The organism is Mediterraneibacter agrestimuris, from assembly GCF_943193195.1.
Taxonomy (GTDB): domain Bacteria; phylum Bacillota; class Clostridia; order Lachnospirales; family Lachnospiraceae; genus Schaedlerella; species Schaedlerella agrestimuris.
Window position 1 is genome coordinate 1 of sequence record NZ_CALPDG010000052.1, and the last position, 18,497, is coordinate 18,497.

General features: G+C 40.1%; 13 protein-coding genes and 2 pseudogenes. 14 read left to right on the forward strand and 1 reads right to left on the reverse strand.

Features of this window, described 5'->3' with window-relative positions:
- Positions 1–98: 98 nt before the first annotated feature.
- The 5 genes from NFS18_RS16780 (at position 99) to NFS18_RS16800 (ending at position 6,822) form a co-directional block, all read left to right on the forward strand.
- A complete protein-coding gene (locus tag NFS18_RS16780; RefSeq protein WP_251392397.1) occupies positions 99–272 on the forward strand; it encodes a Gp15 family bacteriophage protein in 174 nt (57 codons plus the stop codon).
- A 339-nt stretch (positions 273–611) separates the two neighbouring features.
- Positions 612–959, forward strand: coding sequence for a TnpV protein (locus tag NFS18_RS16785; protein WP_024853668.1), 348 nt, complete (start codon positions 612–614; stop codon positions 957–959).
- Between the two features lie 146 nt (positions 960–1,105).
- Positions 1,106–1,420 carry a helix-turn-helix domain-containing protein gene (locus NFS18_RS16790; protein ID WP_019162573.1) on the forward strand — a complete coding sequence of 105 codons (315 nt, stop codon included), beginning with the start codon at positions 1,106–1,108 and terminating at the stop codon, positions 1,418–1,420.
- A 265-nt stretch (positions 1,421–1,685) separates the two neighbouring features.
- Positions 1,686–4,100 carry a GH36-type glycosyl hydrolase domain-containing protein gene (locus NFS18_RS16795; protein ID WP_251392398.1) on the forward strand — a complete coding sequence of 805 codons (2,415 nt, stop codon included), beginning with the start codon at positions 1,686–1,688 and terminating at the stop codon, positions 4,098–4,100.
- Between the two features lie 22 nt (positions 4,101–4,122).
- On the forward strand, positions 4,123–6,822 hold the full coding sequence (locus NFS18_RS16800) for a GH36-type glycosyl hydrolase domain-containing protein (protein ID WP_251392399.1): 2,700 nt from the start codon (positions 4,123–4,125) through the stop codon (positions 6,820–6,822).
- A 104-nt stretch (positions 6,823–6,926) separates the two neighbouring features.
- On the opposite strand, the gene NFS18_RS16805 is transcribed toward NFS18_RS16800, so the two are convergent.
- Positions 6,927–7,667, reverse strand: a complete 741-nt coding sequence (locus tag NFS18_RS16805; protein ID WP_251392400.1) for an AraC family transcriptional regulator — start codon at positions 7,665–7,667, stop codon at positions 6,927–6,929.
- Positions 7,668–7,814: 147 nt separating this feature from the next.
- Between NFS18_RS16805 and NFS18_RS16810 the strand changes: the two genes are divergently transcribed.
- The 9 genes and pseudogenes from NFS18_RS16810 to NFS18_RS16855 all read left to right on the forward strand — a co-directional run bounded on the left by NFS18_RS16810 (position 7,815) and on the right by NFS18_RS16855 (position 18,431).
- The gene (locus NFS18_RS16810) at positions 7,815–9,194 is read left to right on the forward strand and encodes an ABC transporter substrate-binding protein (RefSeq protein ID WP_251392401.1); all 1,380 of its coding nucleotides are present in this window, start codon (positions 7,815–7,817) and stop codon (positions 9,192–9,194) included.
- A gap of 90 nt (positions 9,195–9,284) precedes the next feature.
- The gene (locus NFS18_RS16815) at positions 9,285–10,241 is read left to right on the forward strand and encodes a carbohydrate ABC transporter permease (protein WP_022036866.1); all 957 of its coding nucleotides are present in this window, start codon (positions 9,285–9,287) and stop codon (positions 10,239–10,241) included.
- A complete protein-coding gene (locus NFS18_RS16820) occupies positions 10,241–11,089 on the forward strand; it encodes a carbohydrate ABC transporter permease (protein WP_024853673.1) in 849 nt (282 codons plus the stop codon). Before NFS18_RS16815 ends, NFS18_RS16820 begins: the two co-directional genes overlap by 1 nt.
- Positions 11,090–11,171: 82 nt before the next feature.
- Entirely contained in the window at positions 11,172–13,613 is a 2,442-nt protein-coding gene (locus NFS18_RS16825; RefSeq protein WP_251392402.1) for a glycoside hydrolase family 3 protein, read from the forward strand.
- A 71-nt stretch (positions 13,614–13,684) separates the two neighbouring features.
- Complete coding sequence (locus tag NFS18_RS16830; protein WP_251392403.1) at positions 13,685–14,080, forward strand: hypothetical protein; 396 nt, start codon at positions 13,685–13,687, stop codon at positions 14,078–14,080.
- Positions 14,081–14,092: 12 nt separating this feature from the next.
- On the forward strand, positions 14,093–14,431 hold the full coding sequence (locus NFS18_RS16835) for a site-specific integrase (RefSeq protein ID WP_226971208.1): 339 nt from the start codon (positions 14,093–14,095) through the stop codon (positions 14,429–14,431).
- A gap of 349 nt (positions 14,432–14,780) precedes the next feature.
- A pseudogene (locus tag NFS18_RS16845) lies at positions 14,781–16,367 on the forward strand (transposase).
- A 395-nt stretch (positions 16,368–16,762) separates the two neighbouring features.
- Positions 16,763–17,110, forward strand: a pseudogene (locus tag NFS18_RS16850) (TnpV protein).
- Positions 17,111–17,312: 202 nt separating this feature from the next.
- Positions 17,313–18,431, forward strand: coding sequence for a PDDEXK nuclease domain-containing protein (locus NFS18_RS16855; protein WP_251392413.1), 1,119 nt, complete (start codon positions 17,313–17,315; stop codon positions 18,429–18,431).
- The last annotated feature ends 66 nt before the right edge of the window (positions 18,432–18,497 follow it).

Below are 18,497 nucleotides of genomic sequence, written 5' to 3' on the forward strand. Positions count from 1 at the left end.
TATGAGCAGCTCGTAACTGAACAGATACATCAGAACCAGGAATATGAAAAGGTTATGGACGGTATCAGAAATATCGGCAAAATGCCGATGGCGGGGCTATGAGTATTTTAACGAACCATTTTCCGGAAACGGTATTGGTAGACGGTGCAGAATATCTGATAAATTCGGATTTCCGCACCGTTTTGCGTTGTTTTGAGATACAAGGTGTGAAGGAAGTAATATCACCGGACGAACTTGTGAAAATAAATTATTCATATCAGAATGTAAGATAACGTGTTCCATAGCGGGCACCTTCGTATATTTAATAATACTTATTGTGCACGGTTTTGCAAATATTATTGTTTGTCAAAGTGATTTTATATAAAGGTGATTTGCTGAGAGAGCAAATTTAGATGGGTAAAAGAGAAATAAATATAAAATGCAAATTAGCACTCAAGTGTTGATAATGGAAGTCGATTTTTGTCCTGTCTTGTGTATCCCGGAAGTGCCTGTTTTACAGGCTTTCCGGGGCATCAGCCATTTTGTCTGGTATTGTAAAGCAGTGTCAGATTTGTCGTAAATGTCGTAAATTTGTGGTCAAAAAATGATGAGAAATGGAGAGTGCTAATAAAATGAAATTAACGTATACAAATGTAAATGGATATCTGATTCCGAATCTCACCTATAAATCCGGTGAGCAGATGGAGCAACTTGGCAAGTATGGTTTTCTTCGCAGAGATTATCTGAAGAACCATCGAAATTCAACCTATCAGGTGATGCTTTTACAGGACACGATTGGAGAACACCTTCTGGAAGTGGACAAGGCAGCCAGAGAACGGGAAGAGGTAATTCTGAAACAGTTGGAAGAAAAAGAACCACTGCCGGATAAAGAAGCAGATCAGATGGCTTGGGTAAGAGCTGCTAATCAGCACAGAGCGATTGCGGAAGAGATTATTTTAAAGGAACTGATCTATGTTTAACAAAGTTAAAGTTTGTAACTGAGGATTGAACAGGTAATTGGACAGATTAAAAATTTATTGAAAAAAGAATAAAATGTTTAGAGAAGGCGTGAGTGATAGAGATATTACTTACGCTTTTTCTTTTGAACTGAAAAGGAGGATGGAGCATGGCACAGATTTTTCGTGTAGAGAGAACTAAGAATTTTACGGTAATGAGTAATCACCATTTCAAGAATAAGAATCTGACATTGAAAGCGAAAGGTCTATTATCGCTGATGTTAAGTTTGCCAGATGACTGGAATTACAATATGCAAGGACTGGCAACATTGAGCAGAGATGGGATTGATTCTGTTCGTTCTGCAATTAAGGAATTAGAGCATCATGGATATGTGGAACGTCATAGATTACGTAATGAGTATGGCTTTTATGGCGATACCGAATATATTATCCGGGAAGTTCCATTAGGAGAAGAAAATGATTAAGTGGAGAATAGAAGTGCCTAAGGGTGGATAGTCCAATTTTGGACAATCAGGTCATAGGAAATTTCTATCTCCGGACATCAGAAAATAGGAAAACCAGATATGGTAAATTCCTTTTTGTCATGTCACGAATTTGATATTTTAAGTTCTTATTTTGTATATTAATGTGTTCTGATTTGATATTCTTTTATCACAGTAAAGATAGAATTGCAGATAGTAGGAATGGCTGCAATTTGTTTATAATAAGTGTGATAGGAGAATGTGAAGTATGAAATATGGTTTTTTTGACGAATCGAAAAAAGAATATGTGATCACAAGACCGGATACACCGGCACCTTGGGTGAACTATCTTGGATCTCCAGAATATGGAGCAATTATTTCTAATAATGCAGGTGGATATAGCTTTGCAAAATCAGGAGCGAACGGAAGAATTTTAAGATATATCTTCAATCAGTTTGACCAGCCGGGAAGATATATCTACTTAAGAGATCAGGAGAGTGAAGATTATTGGTCAGCTTCCTGGCAGCCGGTAGGAAAAGATCTGAATTCTTATAAGAGCGAATGTCATCATGGTACAGCATACACAAAGATGATGGCTGATTATAGCGAGATCCATTCAGAAGTAAGATACTATGTTCCGCTGGATCAGTCTTATGAAGTGTGGAATCTTGCAGTGACAAATACCTCGGATCGCATGCGCAAGATCAATGTAACAGGCTATGCAGAATTTACAAACAACAGCAATTACGAGCAGGATCAGGTAAATCTTCAGTACTCTCAGTTCATTACAAGAACAGTGTTCCGTGGAAACCGTGTGCGGCAGATGATCCATGCCAATCTGGATCAGCTGGAAGATGGAAAAGATGTGGATGACAAGATCGTTGTTGACCGTTTCTTCGGACTTGCAGGTGCAAAGGTTGATTCCTGGTGTGGAAGCAGGGAAGGTTTCCTTGGAAGATATCATGGATACAACAATCCGGTCGGAGTGGAAGATGGTATTTTAAATTGTGAAGGAAATTATAATGAAAATGGATGTGGAGCATTAGCTACAATCCTGACTTTATATCCGGGAGAGACAAAAGAAATAGCATTTCTTGTTGGTATGAAAGAAGATGTTGATGCAGAAACAATCGTGTCTCGTTATGAGGATTGTGAAACAATCTGCAGAAATGAACTGGAAGAATTAATCCAGTACTGGCATGGACATCTGTCCCATTTCCAGGTGAAGACACCAAGCGAAGAATTTAATATAATGATCAATACATGGAATGCATATAACTGCTTTATGACATTTATCTGGTCACGTGCTGCATCCTTTACATATTGTGGACTGAGAAATGGATACGGTTATCGTGACACAGTACAGGATATCCAGGGTGTGATCCATCTGGCACCGGAGATGGCAGTAGAGAAGATCCGCTTCATGCTTTCTGCACAAGTAAATAATGGTGGAGGGCTTCCACTTGTAAAATTCACACACAATCCGGGACATGAGGATACACCGGATGATGCTTCTTATGTGCAGGAGACAGGACACCCGGCTTATCGTGCAGATGATGCGCTGTGGCTGTTCCCGACAGTATACAAATACATTTCCGAGACGGGAAATCTGGAATTTATCGATGAAGTGATTCCGTTTGCAAATAAAGAAGAAGGTACCGTGTACGAGCATTTGAAACGTGCAGTAGATTTCTCCATGAATCATCTTGGAAAGCATGGTATGCCGGCAGGCCTTTATGCTGACTGGAATGACTGCTTAAGACTCGGAAAAGATGGAGAGTCAACCTTCGTTGCATTACAGTTCTACTATGCAATGACAATTTTGAAGGAATTTGCTGAGTATAAGAAAGACACAGAATATCTGAATTATCTGGAGGAAAGTCAGAAGAAGCTGGAAAAACTGATTCAGGATCTCTGTTGGAACGAAGACCGCTTTATCCGTGGCTTCACAGAGGATGGTGAAGTGATCGGACAGCGCACAGATCCGGAGGCAAATATGTGGCTGAACCCACAGAGCTGGTCTGTGATCAGTGGGCTTGCAAATGAAGCGCAGGCAGATCTTGCACTTCAGAATGTATATGACAAACTGAATACAGAATATGGTGCAATCCTGATGGATCCTCCGTATCATGCACATGCATTTGACGGTGCACTGGCTGTGATCTACAATGCCGGAACAAAGGAAAATGCAGGAATTTTCTCACAGTCTCAGGGATGGATCATTCTTGCAGAGGCGCTTCGTGGACACGGAGAGAGAGCATTTAACTATTTTATTGAAAATGCACCGGCTGCACAGAATAATCGTGCAGAGATCAGAAGACTTGAACCATACTGCTATGGACAGTTTACAGAAGGAAAACACAGCCCGAACTTCGGCCGTTCTCATGTACACTGGCTGACAGGAACAGCATCTACGGTTATGGTGGGATGTGTAGAAGGAATTCTCGGAATGCGGCCAGACTTCTATGGACTGAAGATTGCTCCGTCAGTACCGAAAGAGTGGGAGGAATTTGAAATCGAAAAAGATTTCAGAGGTTCACATTTACATATCGTTGTGAAAAATCCGGGGCATGCAGAGTCAGGATGTGAAAAACTTTTCGTAAATGGAGAACAAATGAAAGATAATTATATTCCACAGGAGAAGTTAACAAAGACAACAGAGGTAGAATTATTCCTTTCTTAAATGAAATGACGAGGGACTGGACATGAGAAAAATCAATTTTACAGATAAAAACGGAACATTTACGATTACAAATCCGGAAAATTATAGTGGACTTTACTTACCACTGGCAGGAGAAGAAGGTCTGAAATCCAGTATTACACCAACTTTGGGGGGAGATAGTAAAACGGATCAGAATCATTTCCTTCTAGAACCTGTCAGCATTGAAAACCTTCACAATAACCGTGGCACCAGAAATTTCTGGTGTCGGGTAGAAGGAAAAGGCTACTGGTCAGCATGTGGAGTTTCAGCGGAGCAGGAGTTTGATAAATATACAGACAGACAGGATGAAAGCACTCTGGAAGCAGGAATGATGTGGCAGAAGTTGACAAGAACTTCAAAAAAATATGATCTTCAGTCAGAAATCACATCCTTTGTTTCTATTGATGGCACAACAGAGATCCAGCTGATCAAGATTACAAATCTTTCGGAAGAAGAACAGGAAGTAACACCGATCGTTGCCATTCCGGTTTATGGAAGAAGTGCAGATAATATCCGCGACCACAGACATGTTACATCACTTCTTCACAGAATCGACACGAAAGAATGTGGCGTAGAAGTTACACCGGTATTATCCTTTGATGAGCGTGGACATCAGAAAAATGATACGACTTATTTTGTATATGGTTTTACAGCAGAAGGAAATGCCCCGAAGGAGTTTTATCCGACTGTTGAAAGCTTTATTGGAGAGGGAGGTTCTTTCCTGATTCCGGAAGCAGTACGTGTAGAAAAAACGGGATGTACCGCAGGCTGCCATCTGGAGGGGAAAGAGGCTGTTGGGGCATTCAGGTTTGAACGCAGAAAATTAAAAGCAAATGAATCAATAGAGTATGTTGTTCTTGCCGGAGCAACGGGAGAAAAGGCTTCCATTTCAAAAATCTGTACTTTATTTGGTACGAAGGAGCAAGCGGAAAACGAGCTTGCCAAAGTGAAAAAGTATTGGACAGAAAAAGTAAATGTAGAGTTTGAAACCGGTGATGAAGCTACAGACAATTATCTGAAGTGGATTTGCTTCCAGCCAATTTTAAGAAGAATTTATGGATGTTCCTTCCTTCCATATCACGATTATGGAAAAGGAGGAAGAGGCTGGAGAGATCTCTGGCAGGATTGCCTTGCACTTCTGATTATGAATCCCTCAAACGTCCGTCAGATGATCGTGGATAATTATGGCGGAGTAAGAATTGATGGAACAAATGCGACAATCATCGGAAATAAGCAGGGTGAGTTTATTGCAGACAGAAACAATATTACACGTGTCTGGATGGATCATGCATTCTGGCCATTTGTAACGACTCGTCTGTATCTGGATCAGACAGGAGATATGGAGGTTCTGTTTGAAAAGGTTCCGTATTTTAAAGATTTGCAGTCTATGAGAGGTACTGCACATGATAAGTTTTGGAACAGCGAATATGGACAGAAGCAGAAAACAGAAAGAGACCACATTTATTTCGGAACAGTTTTGGAGCATATTCTTTTACAGAATCTGTGTGCGTTCTATGATGTAGGAGAGCATAATGAAATGCGTCTTCATGGTGCCGACTGGAATGATGCACTGGACATGGCATGGGAGAAGGGTGAAAGTGTTGCATTTACCTGTGCTTATGCCGGAAATTTGAGAAATATTGCAAAAACACTCCGTCAGTTGGAAGAAATCAGTGGAAGCAGCAAGATTGAAATTGCACATGAGATGGAAGATCTTCTTGCAGGAAGCGTGGAACTGTATGAAGATGCAGCACGTAAGCAGGCACTCCTTGCAGGATACGCAAAGAAATGTGAACATAATATCAGTGGAGACACAATTGATGTAAGACTGGATCAACTTGCTGCTAATCTTGAGGGAAAAGCAGACTGGATGATGAAAAACATCCGTGCCAACGAATGGGTGAAGGATGGAGAAGATGGCTGGTTCAATGGCTATTATGATAACCATGGCAGAAAAGTAGAAGGCGTTATGGATGAAAGCGTGAGAATGATGCTGACCGGACAAGTATTTGCCATTATGAGTGGAACGGCAACAGAAGATCAGGTGGAATCTATCTGCAGGAGTGCAGACAAGTATCTTTATGATCAGAAAGCCGGCGGATACCGTTTGAACACAAACTTCCATGAGGAAAAATTTGATCTTGGAAGAATGTTTGGATTTGCTTATGGCGAGAAAGAGAATGGAGCAGTGTTCTCACACATGGCTGTTATGTACTCAAATGCATTGTACCAGAGAGGATTTGCAAAAGAAGGAAATAAAGTACTTCAGGCACTTTTAGATGCAGCAATGGAATTTGATAACAGTAAGATGTATCCTGGACTTCCGGAATATTTTGATAATCAGGGAAGAGGCCTCTATGCATATCTGACAGGCGCTGCAAGCTGGTATATGCTTACCATGATCACAGAAGTGTTTGGGGTGAAAGGAGATTGCGGTGACTTGAAGATCGCACCTGCACTTATGCCGGAACAGTATAATCAGGATGGAAAAGCAGTACTTAAGATGACATTTGCCGGAAGGAACTTTGAGATTATATTCTATAATAAAGAAAAGAAAGAATTTAATCAGTTGAAGATCCGGAAAGCAGCTTGCGATGGAAAAGCATTAGAAATAACAGCTGAAAGGTGTACAATACTTTCAAAGAGAGAGATTCAGATGCTTTCAGTGAAAGAGACACATAAGATTGAAATTGAATTAGTATAATCGACAGATTAAAAAAAGATAAAAATACTGTCAGAAAGAGAATTGCTTTCTGACAGTATTTTTTGTGGGAAAATCTGAGAATTCTTCTGAGAAGAAATCTGATGTTACCACATGCTTTTATAGTATTTGTCCCGGTACTTCTTTGGGGTGAGCCCGGTAAAGCTCTCGAATGTCTGGATGAAGTGACTCTGTGAAGAAAAAGCAAGATAATTTGCGATATCTACAATTGATTTATCTGAGTATCGCAGCAGATGAGTTGCTTTTTCTATCTTCTGCTCACGGATATAATCGCTGACAGAGACTCCCAGATTCTGCTTGAAAATGCGTGAAAGATAATTCGTGGAAAGTTCGGTGTGGTCAGCAAGAACCTGAATCGTGATTCTTTCTTTGATGTGACTGTAAATATAATCAACACATTGCATAACGGGTTTTGATAAAATGGAACTCTTTTTCTGAAGAATCATCTTACCTGTAAAATCCTTTGCCATCTCATGGTGAAGATCTGCAACCTGACGGATCGTTGTGCAGGGATCCATCTTCAGAATATAGAAGTCGCTGAGCCTGTAAGCCTGCTCTGGTTCGAGCCCACCGTCGATACAATAACGGGTCAACATTGCAGCAGTGACAACAAAGTGGTATTTTATATTAGTAAGCGCATTACGGGACAGAACGCCCGTTCCTTCCAGGCGAATAAATTCATCTTCGGAACAGTTTTTAATGACTGCTTCCATGTCGCCGGAGCGTACAGCATTATAGAAAGAATATTCTACAGTTGGTGATCTGTGAAGCGTTTCTAATTCGCTGTTTTCGAGTTCTGTATTGTACCATTCATTAGATAAAGCCATAAAAAACCTCCTTTTTTATATTATGACACGAATTTGACATTTTGTTAAGATAAATAATATAATCGGAGGAAAAAAGATGGTATATTTAGTTCAACAACAAGAAAAGCATAGCAGTAGCAGAGTGCTTAGATAAAGGAGGATTTATAAATGAAAAAGAGAGTTGTTGCGATTCTTATGGCAACAGTAGTTGCTGTTGGATTACTTGCCGGATGTGGAAGCAAAGGGGGAAATGGCGGAGAGGCCAGTACAGAAGAAGGAAAGGTAATTAACATTTATTCTTGGAATGATGAGTTCCGTGAGAGACTGGAAGCTGTATATCCTGAAGTTGAGTCAACATCCAAAGATGGAACTGTTACAACATTGAAAGATGGAACAGAGATCCACTGGATCATCAATCCAAATCAGGATGGTGTTTATCAGCAGAAACTTGATGAGGCACTTATGAAACAGGCAGATGCTGATACAGATGATAAAGTAGATATCTTCCTGTCAGAGACAGACTATGTATACAAATATACAGATGCTGAAGCAGACGCTGCAATGCCACTGAAGGATCTTGGAATTGATCCGGATAAAGATCTTGCAGATCAGTACGACTTCACAAGAACAACAGCATCTGATGCAGACGGAGTTCAGAGAGGATCTACATGGCAGTGCTGTCCGGGAACAATGGTTTACCGTCGTGATATTGCAAAAGAGGTATTCGGAACAGACGATCCGACTGCTGTAGGTGAAAAAGTAAAAGACTGGGCTACTATGAAACAGACAGCAGAAGAACTGAAGCAGAAAGGATATTATGCATTTGCTTCTTATGCTGATACATTCCGTCTCTATGGAAACAACATTTCTGATTCATGGGTAAAAGATGGAGACACAAAGGTTACAGTTGATCCAATGATCATGCAGTGGATTAATGATTCAAAAGAATGGCTGGATGCAGGTTACTTAAACCCGACAGTAAAAGGTCAGTGGAATGATGACTGGAACAAAGCAATGGGAAGTCAGTCCAAAGTATTTGCATTCCTCTTCCCGGCATGGGGTATTGATTTCACACTGAAACCGAACTGGGATGGAGAAGACGGCGTATGGGCAGTAACAAACCCACCGCAGGAATACAACTGGGGAGGATCTTACATCCATGTTGCAACAGGTACAGATAATCCGGAACATGCAAAAGACATTATCCTTGCTATGACAGCAAAAAAAGATAATCTGTTAAAGATCTCCCAGGATTACTCAGACTTTACAAATACAAAATCCGGTATGCAGGAAGCAGCAAACGATGATGCTACATATGGTTCAGAATTCCTTGGCGGACAGAACCCATTCCAGTATTTTGCACCAGTTGCTGAAAACATCAAGATCGCACCACTTTCCGCTTACGATCAGGGATGTGTGGAGTTGATCCAGAACTCATTCAGCGATTACTTCCAGGGCAAAGTTGACTTTGAGAAAGCAAAATCAAACTTTGAAACAGCAATTAAAGAACGTTATCCTGACATTACAGAGGTTGTTTGGCCAGAATAATGTCTGGAATGAACAGCTACTAACGCAGGGAGCTCTGTGACAGCAGAGCCTCTGTTCTGTTAGAAGATATTGTGGAAAGGAAGAACCATTATGAAGAAAAAGAAAAAAAGTATTGATTATGGAAAATGGGGATATATATTTATTCTTCCTTTTTTCGTAACATACATTATTTTCTCATTGATACCGTTGATCGATACAGTAAGGTATAGTTTCTTTGAATATTACCGATCAGGAATTAAAGAGGTTGGACCGAATTTTATAGGAATGGCAAACTATGTGAGTCTTCTTCATTCAGATATGCTGAAATATGGAGCGAATACTTTAATTCTGTGGATGATCGGATTTATACCTCAGATTGTGATCGCGCTGGTACTTGCAGCGTGGTTCACTGATGTCCGATTAAAGATTAGAGGGCAGCAGTTTTTCAAAGTTGTCATTTATCTTCCAAACCTGATTATGGCATCTGCATTTGCATTGTTATTCTTTACAATGTTCTCAACAAATGGACCGATTAACTCAATTCTGATGTCAATCGGAATCCTGAAAAAACCGATCGATTTCCTTGGATCTGTATTTGGAACAAGATCGTTGATCGGATTTATGAACTTCCTGATGTGGTTTGGAAATACAACTATTATGTTGATGGCAGCAATCATGGGAATCAGTCAGGACGTCTTCGAGGCATCTGACCTGGATGGATGTAACAGTATCCAGAGATTCTTCTATATTACACTGCCTTTGATCCGTCCAATTCTGGCATATACATTGATCACATCCATTATTGGCGGACTTCAGATGTTCGATGTTCCTCAGATCCTGACAAATGGACAGGGTAACCCGAACAGAACATCCATGACTCTGATCATGTTCCTGAACAGTCATCTGAAGAGCAAAAACTATGGAATGGCCGGTGCACTTTCTGTATATCTGTTTGTCGTAAGTGCAATCCTCTGTTTCTTTGTATATCGTATGACAAATGATAACGATCCGGATGGTTCTAAGAAAGCAGCTAAGAAAAGAGCAAAAGCAGAAAGGAGAAAGAGATAATGAAATCAAAAACAAAGTCAAGTCGTGGACGTAGCATACTGGCACATACCGTATTGATTCTGTTATCTTTTATGTGTCTGTTTTTCTTCTATGTGTTGATTATAAATGCAACACGTTCTCATGCAGATCTGCAGAAGGGATTCTCAGCACTGCCGGGAAAATATTTCTTTACAAATCTAAAAAATGTAGCGAATGACGGAAGCTTCCCGATGTTCCGTGGTATTTTGAACAGTTTGATCGTATCAGGGTGTTCAGCAGCATTATGTACCTATTTTTCAGCTCTGACAGCATATGGACTTTATGCTTATGATTTTAAAGGGAAAAAAGTAGCATTTACATTTATTATGGCAATCCTTGTTATGCCTACACAGGTTACAGCAATGGGATTCCTGAAATTGGTTACGAACATGGGAATGTATGATTCTCTGCTTCCATTGATCATTCCATCAATTGCATCACCGGCTGTATTTTATTTCATGTACAGTTATCTGCAGTCTTCCCTTCCGATTTCTCTTGTAGAAGCGGCAAGAATAGATGGATCTGGAGAATTTAAGACATTTAACCACATTGTTCTTCCAATCATGAAGCCGGCAATTGCAGTTCAGGCAATCTTTACTTTCGTTGGTTCCTGGAACAATTACTTCGTTCCGGCTTTGATCATTCAGTCAAAGAATAAGATGACAGTCCCGATCCTGATCGCAACACTTCGTGGAGCAGACTATATGAACTTTGATATGGGTAAAATCTATATGATGATCACAGTAGCAATCGTGCCGATCATTATTATATACCTGCTGTTGTCTAAATATATTATTGCAGGAGTTACTCTTGGTGGAGTAAAAGAATAATAAGAATTAAGTTGTTGGAGGAAGGCTGTCATTTAGTGGGCAGCTTTTTTCTTACAGTTGGTTTATTTAAGGAGATGTGTAAATGGAAACAAATTTGAAACATAGTGGAACAAGAAGTACAGAAGTTTGCCAGCGTGAAATAGATCATGCAGTGTTTGCGCGTGAGGCAGCAGAAGAAGGAATTGTCCTGTTGAAAAATGAAGGACTTCTTCCATTAAAAAAAGATACAAAGATTGCACTTTTGGGAATTGGGGCAGAGAAGACGATCAAAGGTGGTACTGGTTCCGGAGATGTAAATAACAGAGAAAGTGTATCTATATATGCCGGAATGAAAGAAAAAAACGCTGATATTGTAAGCGAGGAGTGGCTGAAAGATTATCACAACCGCTATGAGCAGGCGAGAACAGAGTGGAAGGAGCAGATCTTAGAAGCTGCAAAACATGTAGACAATCCATTTGATGCCTATGCTGCCAATCCATTTGCCATGCCGGATGGCCGTGCGGTGACAAATGAAGACATCAAGGATGCAGACGCCGTAGTTTATATTGTAAGCCGTATTTCCGGCGAGGGAAAGGACAGAAGAAAAAGAAAAGGGGATTATTATCTGAGTGACCAGGAAGAAAAAGATCTGTATTTCCTGAATGAGCAGAAAATCCCAACTGTATTGATCATTAATGCAGGTGGACCGGTAGAACTTACAGACCTGCTGGCTGGAACAGAAAATATATGTGCGATCCTGAATATTTCCCAGCTTGGACAGGAAGGTGGAAATGCAGTTGCTGATATATTGTTTGGAGAATTTACACCGAGTGGAAAGCTGACAACAACATGGACAAAACGCTACGATGATTGTCCGGCAGCAGAGGAGTTCAGCTATTTGAACGGAAATCTTGAGACGGAAGAATATGCGGAAGGAATCTATGTTGGATACCGCTATTTTGACAGCTTTGGAATTGAACCATTATTTTCATTTGGTTATGGTCTGTCTTATACAGAATTTGACATTCGACTTTGCGGTATAAATACTGCTTCGAAAGGTGTGACAGTAACTGTTGAGGTAGAAAACACAGGAACAACATACAGCGGAAAAGAAGTTGTGCAGATTTATGCTTCTCTTCCTCAGGATGGAAGCAGAAAAGAATTCCGTCGTCTGGTCGGATATGAAAAGACAGAAGAACTGAAACCGGGAGAGAAAGAGATGCTGAATATTGTTCTTCCTGCAAAGGCGTTCGCAAGCTTTTTGGAAGAGCAGCAGGAGTGGAGAATCCAGGCAGGTGCTTATGGAATATGGATTGGAAACAGCTTGTCAGAGGCAAAACTTTCAGCGGGGGTAAAGGTATCTGCTGATGTAATGATGGAGAAAACAAAGAAACTGGAAGATCATAGTGAAGTCGTTGAAATCAAAGACTGTGCAGAAGAATTATGCAGACGCGCAGAAGAATGGACAGCACTACTTGAGGAACTTCCGAACGTATCATTTGAACCAGAGGCAGAAGAAAAGAAAGTATGCAGATTTCCAGAAGAAACGGAGATTCCTGTAGAAGATTTGATTTCACTTCTGTATGGAAATATGTCTGAAATCAGAAGTACACTTGGAGCATCTGGAATTAAAGTGCCGGGAACAGCAGGAGAGACGAGTGAAGCACTGCTTGATCAATACGGAATCCCATCTTTGATCATGGCAGACGGACCGGCCGGAATCCGCCTGCAGCAAACTTATGAAGTAGACCGTGAGAAAGATACAGTTTATGGAACAGATGTGCTTGGTTCACTTGAAAATGGTTATCTTGTTGGAAAAAAAGACCATGAGGGCGCAGAACGTTACTATCAGTATTGTACTGCATTTCCGGTAGGAACAGCACTTGCACAGTCCTGGAACAAAAAACTGATGGAACAGTTTGGACGGAAGGTTGCGGCAGAGATGGAAGAATTTCATATTAATCTCTGGCTTGCACCGGGATTGAATATTCACAGAAATCCGCTGTGTGGAAGAAACTTTGAATATTATTCAGAAGATCCATTTCTTGCAGGCACACTGGCAGCAGCGGTGACCAGAGGAGTTCAGAGCAGACGGGGATGTGGTGTTACAATCAAGCATTTTGCATGCAATAATCAGGAAGATAACAGAATGGGGGTTGATGCACACGTATCAGAAAGGACATTGAGAGAAATTTATCTCAGAGGTTTTGAAATTGCCGTGAAAGAGGGTGCACCAACTGCGATCATGTCTTCCTATAATCTGATCAATGGTGTGCATGCAGCAAACAGCAAGGACCTTTGTACAAGGATTGCACGTGAAGAGTGGGGATTTGACGGAGTTATAATGTCTGACTGGAATACAACAGTACCGGAGGATGGAAGCATTCCGTGGGTTTGTGTGGCAGCAGGAAATGATATTATTATGCCGGGGAATCCGGATGATGATAAAAACATTCGTGATGCGTATAAAGAAGGAAAACTTACAGAAAAGGAAATCCGTCTTTGTGCAGACAGAATCCTGAAACTGATTCGCAGATTAAGCTGATTGTGTCAATTTAGTTGTTACGAGTCGGAGCTTCTGCCACAAGGCAGGGCTGGTTTGAAAAGGAAAGAGAAATGAAAAAGAATTATATCCGTATGTGGGACTACCGGATACGAAATACTTTGGGAAACATTCATGTTGTGGATTTTAAGACATCTCACGTAAGGACGTTCTTTTCCACATTGTCAGATGAAGGACTGGCACACAGTACGATCAAAGGTCTTTATGGCTTATTGAATCCCAGTTTTGAACTGGCAGTAGAAGATGGGATTATCCGTAAGAATCCGGTAACTGGAACACTAGGAGATTATGGGGCTCCGGCAAAGGAGAAAGAAGCACTGACACTGGAACAGCAGGAAAAACTTCTGAAGTTTGTGGAACAGAGTAATGTGTATAAGCCTCATCTTCCAATGATGCAGGTTATGCTTGGGGCTTGCCTGAGAGTGAGTGAGACCATCGGCTTAACCTGATCAGATGTGGATATGAAGAATCTGGAGATCCATGTAGGTGGACAGCTTGTGTATTATGAAGGTGATGAAGGATATTGTTTCCATGATTCAGAAACTAAAACGGATGCAGGAATCAGAGACATTCCTATGACACAGATGGTATATGCTGCGTTCCGTAAACAGAGAGAGCTGAACCTGATGCCTCCTAGTTCATCGCATACCTTTCGTCATACGGGATGTACCAGACTGGGTGAGAACAATGTCAATCCCAAAGTTATGCAGTATGTGATGGGGTGCTGGATGTCCGGTGGAGATCCGTTTAGCACCGACCGTAGCGGAGCGAAGAACATTCAGATGCACAGATCACAATGAATGTCTACAATCATATTGCAGAGAAGTCTCATGTGGAGAACGAGATGTCTAAAATGAACCTGCCAGAAACCGTACCTGCTGTGGTATAAAACAGAAGCCGTTGTCGTAAAATGTGGTAAGAAAATCAGACGAATATATTTTTCCAAAGATTTGTCGTAAAAATGTGGTCAAATCAAGAAAATCGAGTGCGAAAGAGAATGTTACGCCATGCACAGCTCGGGAAAGAATTCCCTCGCTGTAGGGCTGTCGCCCTATACATTTCCATGAAAAAAGGGGGTGTAAAAAAACTTCCCTAATAGAAAAATCGCCCAGACCGTGAAGTCTGAGCGATTTTTTGGTATAATGAATTATGCTACTAAATCAAAATACCAATGATAATTATACAGATCGTCAGCTGAAATTACCATTAGAAATCGAAAAATTAATTGATATTTCTGATCCGGTATACACTTTTTGTGAGGTTATGGATCACATCGACCTATCAAGATATTTTGTAGAGAAAGGCTACAAAACAGGTCGCCCAAGATGTGATGAACAAAAACTGCTTAAAGTGATACTGTTTGCTTTTATGGAAAAAGGTATTTGTTCGTTGCGTGAAATCGAAAAACTATGACGCAATGACATTCGTTACATGTATCTTCTCGACGAAATGAAAGCACCTACTTTTGCCACTTTCGGAAATCTTATCCGAAATGAACTGACTGATTCCATAGAACAGATATTCATGGACATAAATGCTTACATTTTTTCAAAAGATCATGTGGATTTGCAGTATACATATATTGATGGTACAAAAATAGAAGCAAATGCCAATCGTTATACATGGGTATGGAAAAAGTCTTGTATTAAAAATCGTCAGAAAATTTTTGATAAGATATCTCTCCTGATTGATGCCATGAATCAGGAAGTACTTGGATATCTGGGACTAAAGCTTGAAAAGCGTGAAGAGTATGCGATTAATTACATTTCTGAATTGTTGGAGATGTATAAGAGAGGAACCGGACTTGATGAAAATTTGTTCGTTTCCGGATGCGGACACAGAAAAAGCATTCAGCAAAAACAATACCAGGAACTGCAAGGCTATCTAAAACGTTTAAAAACCTATGCGCGTCATATAGAAATCTGCGGAGATGAAAGGAACAGCTATTCAAAAACTGATCAGGATGCGACTTTTATGCGACTGAAACGTGATTACATGGGAAATGACCAACTGCTCCCAGCGTATAACCTGCAGACAGCCATCTGCGATGAGTACATCGCCGTAATCGATGTAAAACCTTATGCATCGGACATGGAATGTTTTGTGCCTTTGGTGGAAAAATTCAATCGTTCATATGGTCATTATCCGAAATATCCGGTTGCCGATGCAGGATACGGTTCTTACAATAATTATCTTTACTGTGAAGAACACGGCATGGAAAAATATATGAAATTTACCATGTATAAAAAAGAAACGACGGACAAAAAATATCGTGAAAATCCATATCGTGCTGTAAATTTTACAAAAGATGCAGATGGGAATCTCATATGTCCAAACGGACAGAAATTTCTCTTCAAGAGAACACAGCCTGTGAAATATAATAAATATGGAAGAACGGAAGAACTGTACGAATGCGAATCCTGTGAAGGGTGTCCTCATAAGCAGGAATGCTGCCCGAGGGCACATAAAAATCGGACCATCCGAATGAACCAGGAGTTAACCGCTATCCATCAGGAAGTTCTGAACAATCTTACGTCCATACATGGAGCTCTTTTAAGAATGAATCGAAGCATTCAATCCGAGGGTACTTTTGGTGTGTTAAAGTGGGATAAATCGTATAAAAGATTATTTCGGAGAGGCGAGAAAAATGTAATTCTCGAACTTACACTGATTTCATGCGGATTCAATCTTTATAAATATCACAACAAAAAGCAGCGGCAAATGAAGGTTGCTTAAAATTTAAGCGTGATTGGCTGAGGCTTATTAAGTATACCATTTTTTCTACGAAAAGGTGCATGTATGAGCAGAAATGGGAAGATTCATACAAAGAAACGCCAGTTCCGGCAAATGCCGGTTCTGGCGTTTCTTAATCAGAGGCTTTTTTTACAGCCCCTTTTCACGTAAATGTGCATGGCTCGTAACGTTCACACAATCTTCACAAATAATTAGCACCCACCTCTTGATAATGGAAGTTGATTTTTGTCCTGTCTTGTGTATCCCGGAAGTGCCTGTTTTACAGGCTTTCCGGGGCATCAGTCATTTTGTCTGGTATTGTAAAGCAGTGTCAGATTTGTCGTAAATGTCGTAAATTTGTGGTCAAAAAATGATGAGAAATGGAGAGTGCTAATAAAATGAAATTAACGTATACGAATGTAAATGGATATCTAATCCCGAATCTCACCTATAAATCCGGTGAGCAGATGGAGCAACTTGGCAAGTATGGTTTTCTTCGCAGAGATTATCTGAAGAACCATCGAAATTAAACTTATCAGGTGATGCTTCTGCAGGACACCATTGGAGAGCATCTTCTGGAAGTAGATAAGGCAGCCAGAGAACGGGAAGAGGTAATTCTGAAACAGTTGGAAGAAAAAGAACCACTGCCGGATAAAGAAGCAGATCAAATGGCATGGGTAAGAGCTGCTAATCAGCACAGAGCAATTGCGAAAGAGATTATTCTCAGGAAATTAATTTATGTTTAAATGAAGGTGATGAGGTCGTGGATTGCGACCTCATTATTATATGTGAACATGAAATAGCAGTAGGCAGAATGAAAGAGTTGGGGTAAAATAAGAACATAGATTTTGGAGATTTAAAGAAATCGTTTTGAGGTATCAATCTGGAACTTCAAAATGGAAAAGTTGCGACAGTGTCGCAACAATTATCGAAAAGGAGGTTGCTTTGATGGAAAAAAAACATTCTGAAAAAGAAAAAACAAGTTTGGATTCACCGAGTCCAAAATTAAATAAAAGTATGATTGCTTACCATGAAACAGGAGATTTATTTGCTGATACATGTGAAATCGTGGAGAGTGCACAAAGTATTGCGTATGCGGCTGTCGATACAATTCTGGTTCAAAGGAACTGGTTGTTGGGAAAACGAATTGCTATAGAGTGTCTGAATGAAAATGGAAAAGCGGACTATGGCAAAAAAACTATGAAAAAGCTATCATCAGAATTAAAAGAAAAATATGGCAAAGGCTTTGACTTTAGTAGTCTTTATAAATATGTGAAATTTCATCAGGAATTTCCTCAAATTTTGGACTCACTGCGTCCAAAGTCTGGGCGTCCCTTGTCATGGACGCATTATAGAATTTTGCTTCAGGAAACATCACCAGAGGCACGAGCATGGTATGCAAAAGAGGCACAGGAGCAAGCATGGTCAGTTCGGACTTTGCAACGGAATATTTCTTCACAGTATTATTACCGCATGCTCATGTCTCAAAATACAAAACCTGTAGAAAAAGAAATGAAAGAACTAACAGCTACTTATCAGGCTGATAAGCTGGAATTTATCAAAAATCCAGTAATAGCAGAATTTCTTGGACTATCTTCTAATACAGACTTTACAGAAAGTGAATTGGAGCAGAGAATTATCACGCATATTCAAAAATTTCTCATGGAGTTGGGGAAAGGATATGCATTTGTAGCGAGACAACAGCATATTCGAACTGAAAAAGAAGATTATTACATTGATCTTGTTTTTTACAATTACATTTTGAAGTGTTTTGTATTGATTGATTTAAAAACGTCGAAAATCACACATCAGGATGTGGGACAGATGGATATGTATATTCGTATGTATGATGAAATGAAGCGAAATGAAGGGGATAATCCAACATTAGGCATTATTTTATGTTCTGATACAGACGAAGATATTGCAAAATATTCTATATTGCATGGGCACGAACAATTATTTGCATCTAAATATAAAACTTGCCTTCCATCAGAAGAACAGCTTCGAGAAGAGATTGAAATTCAGAAGAGATTTTATTATCTACAGAAAGAAGAAGACTATAAATGAGCAAATTTGAAAAATTGCACAAAACTACACTGCGAATTTCATAAATGAATCAAAATCATTACTTTC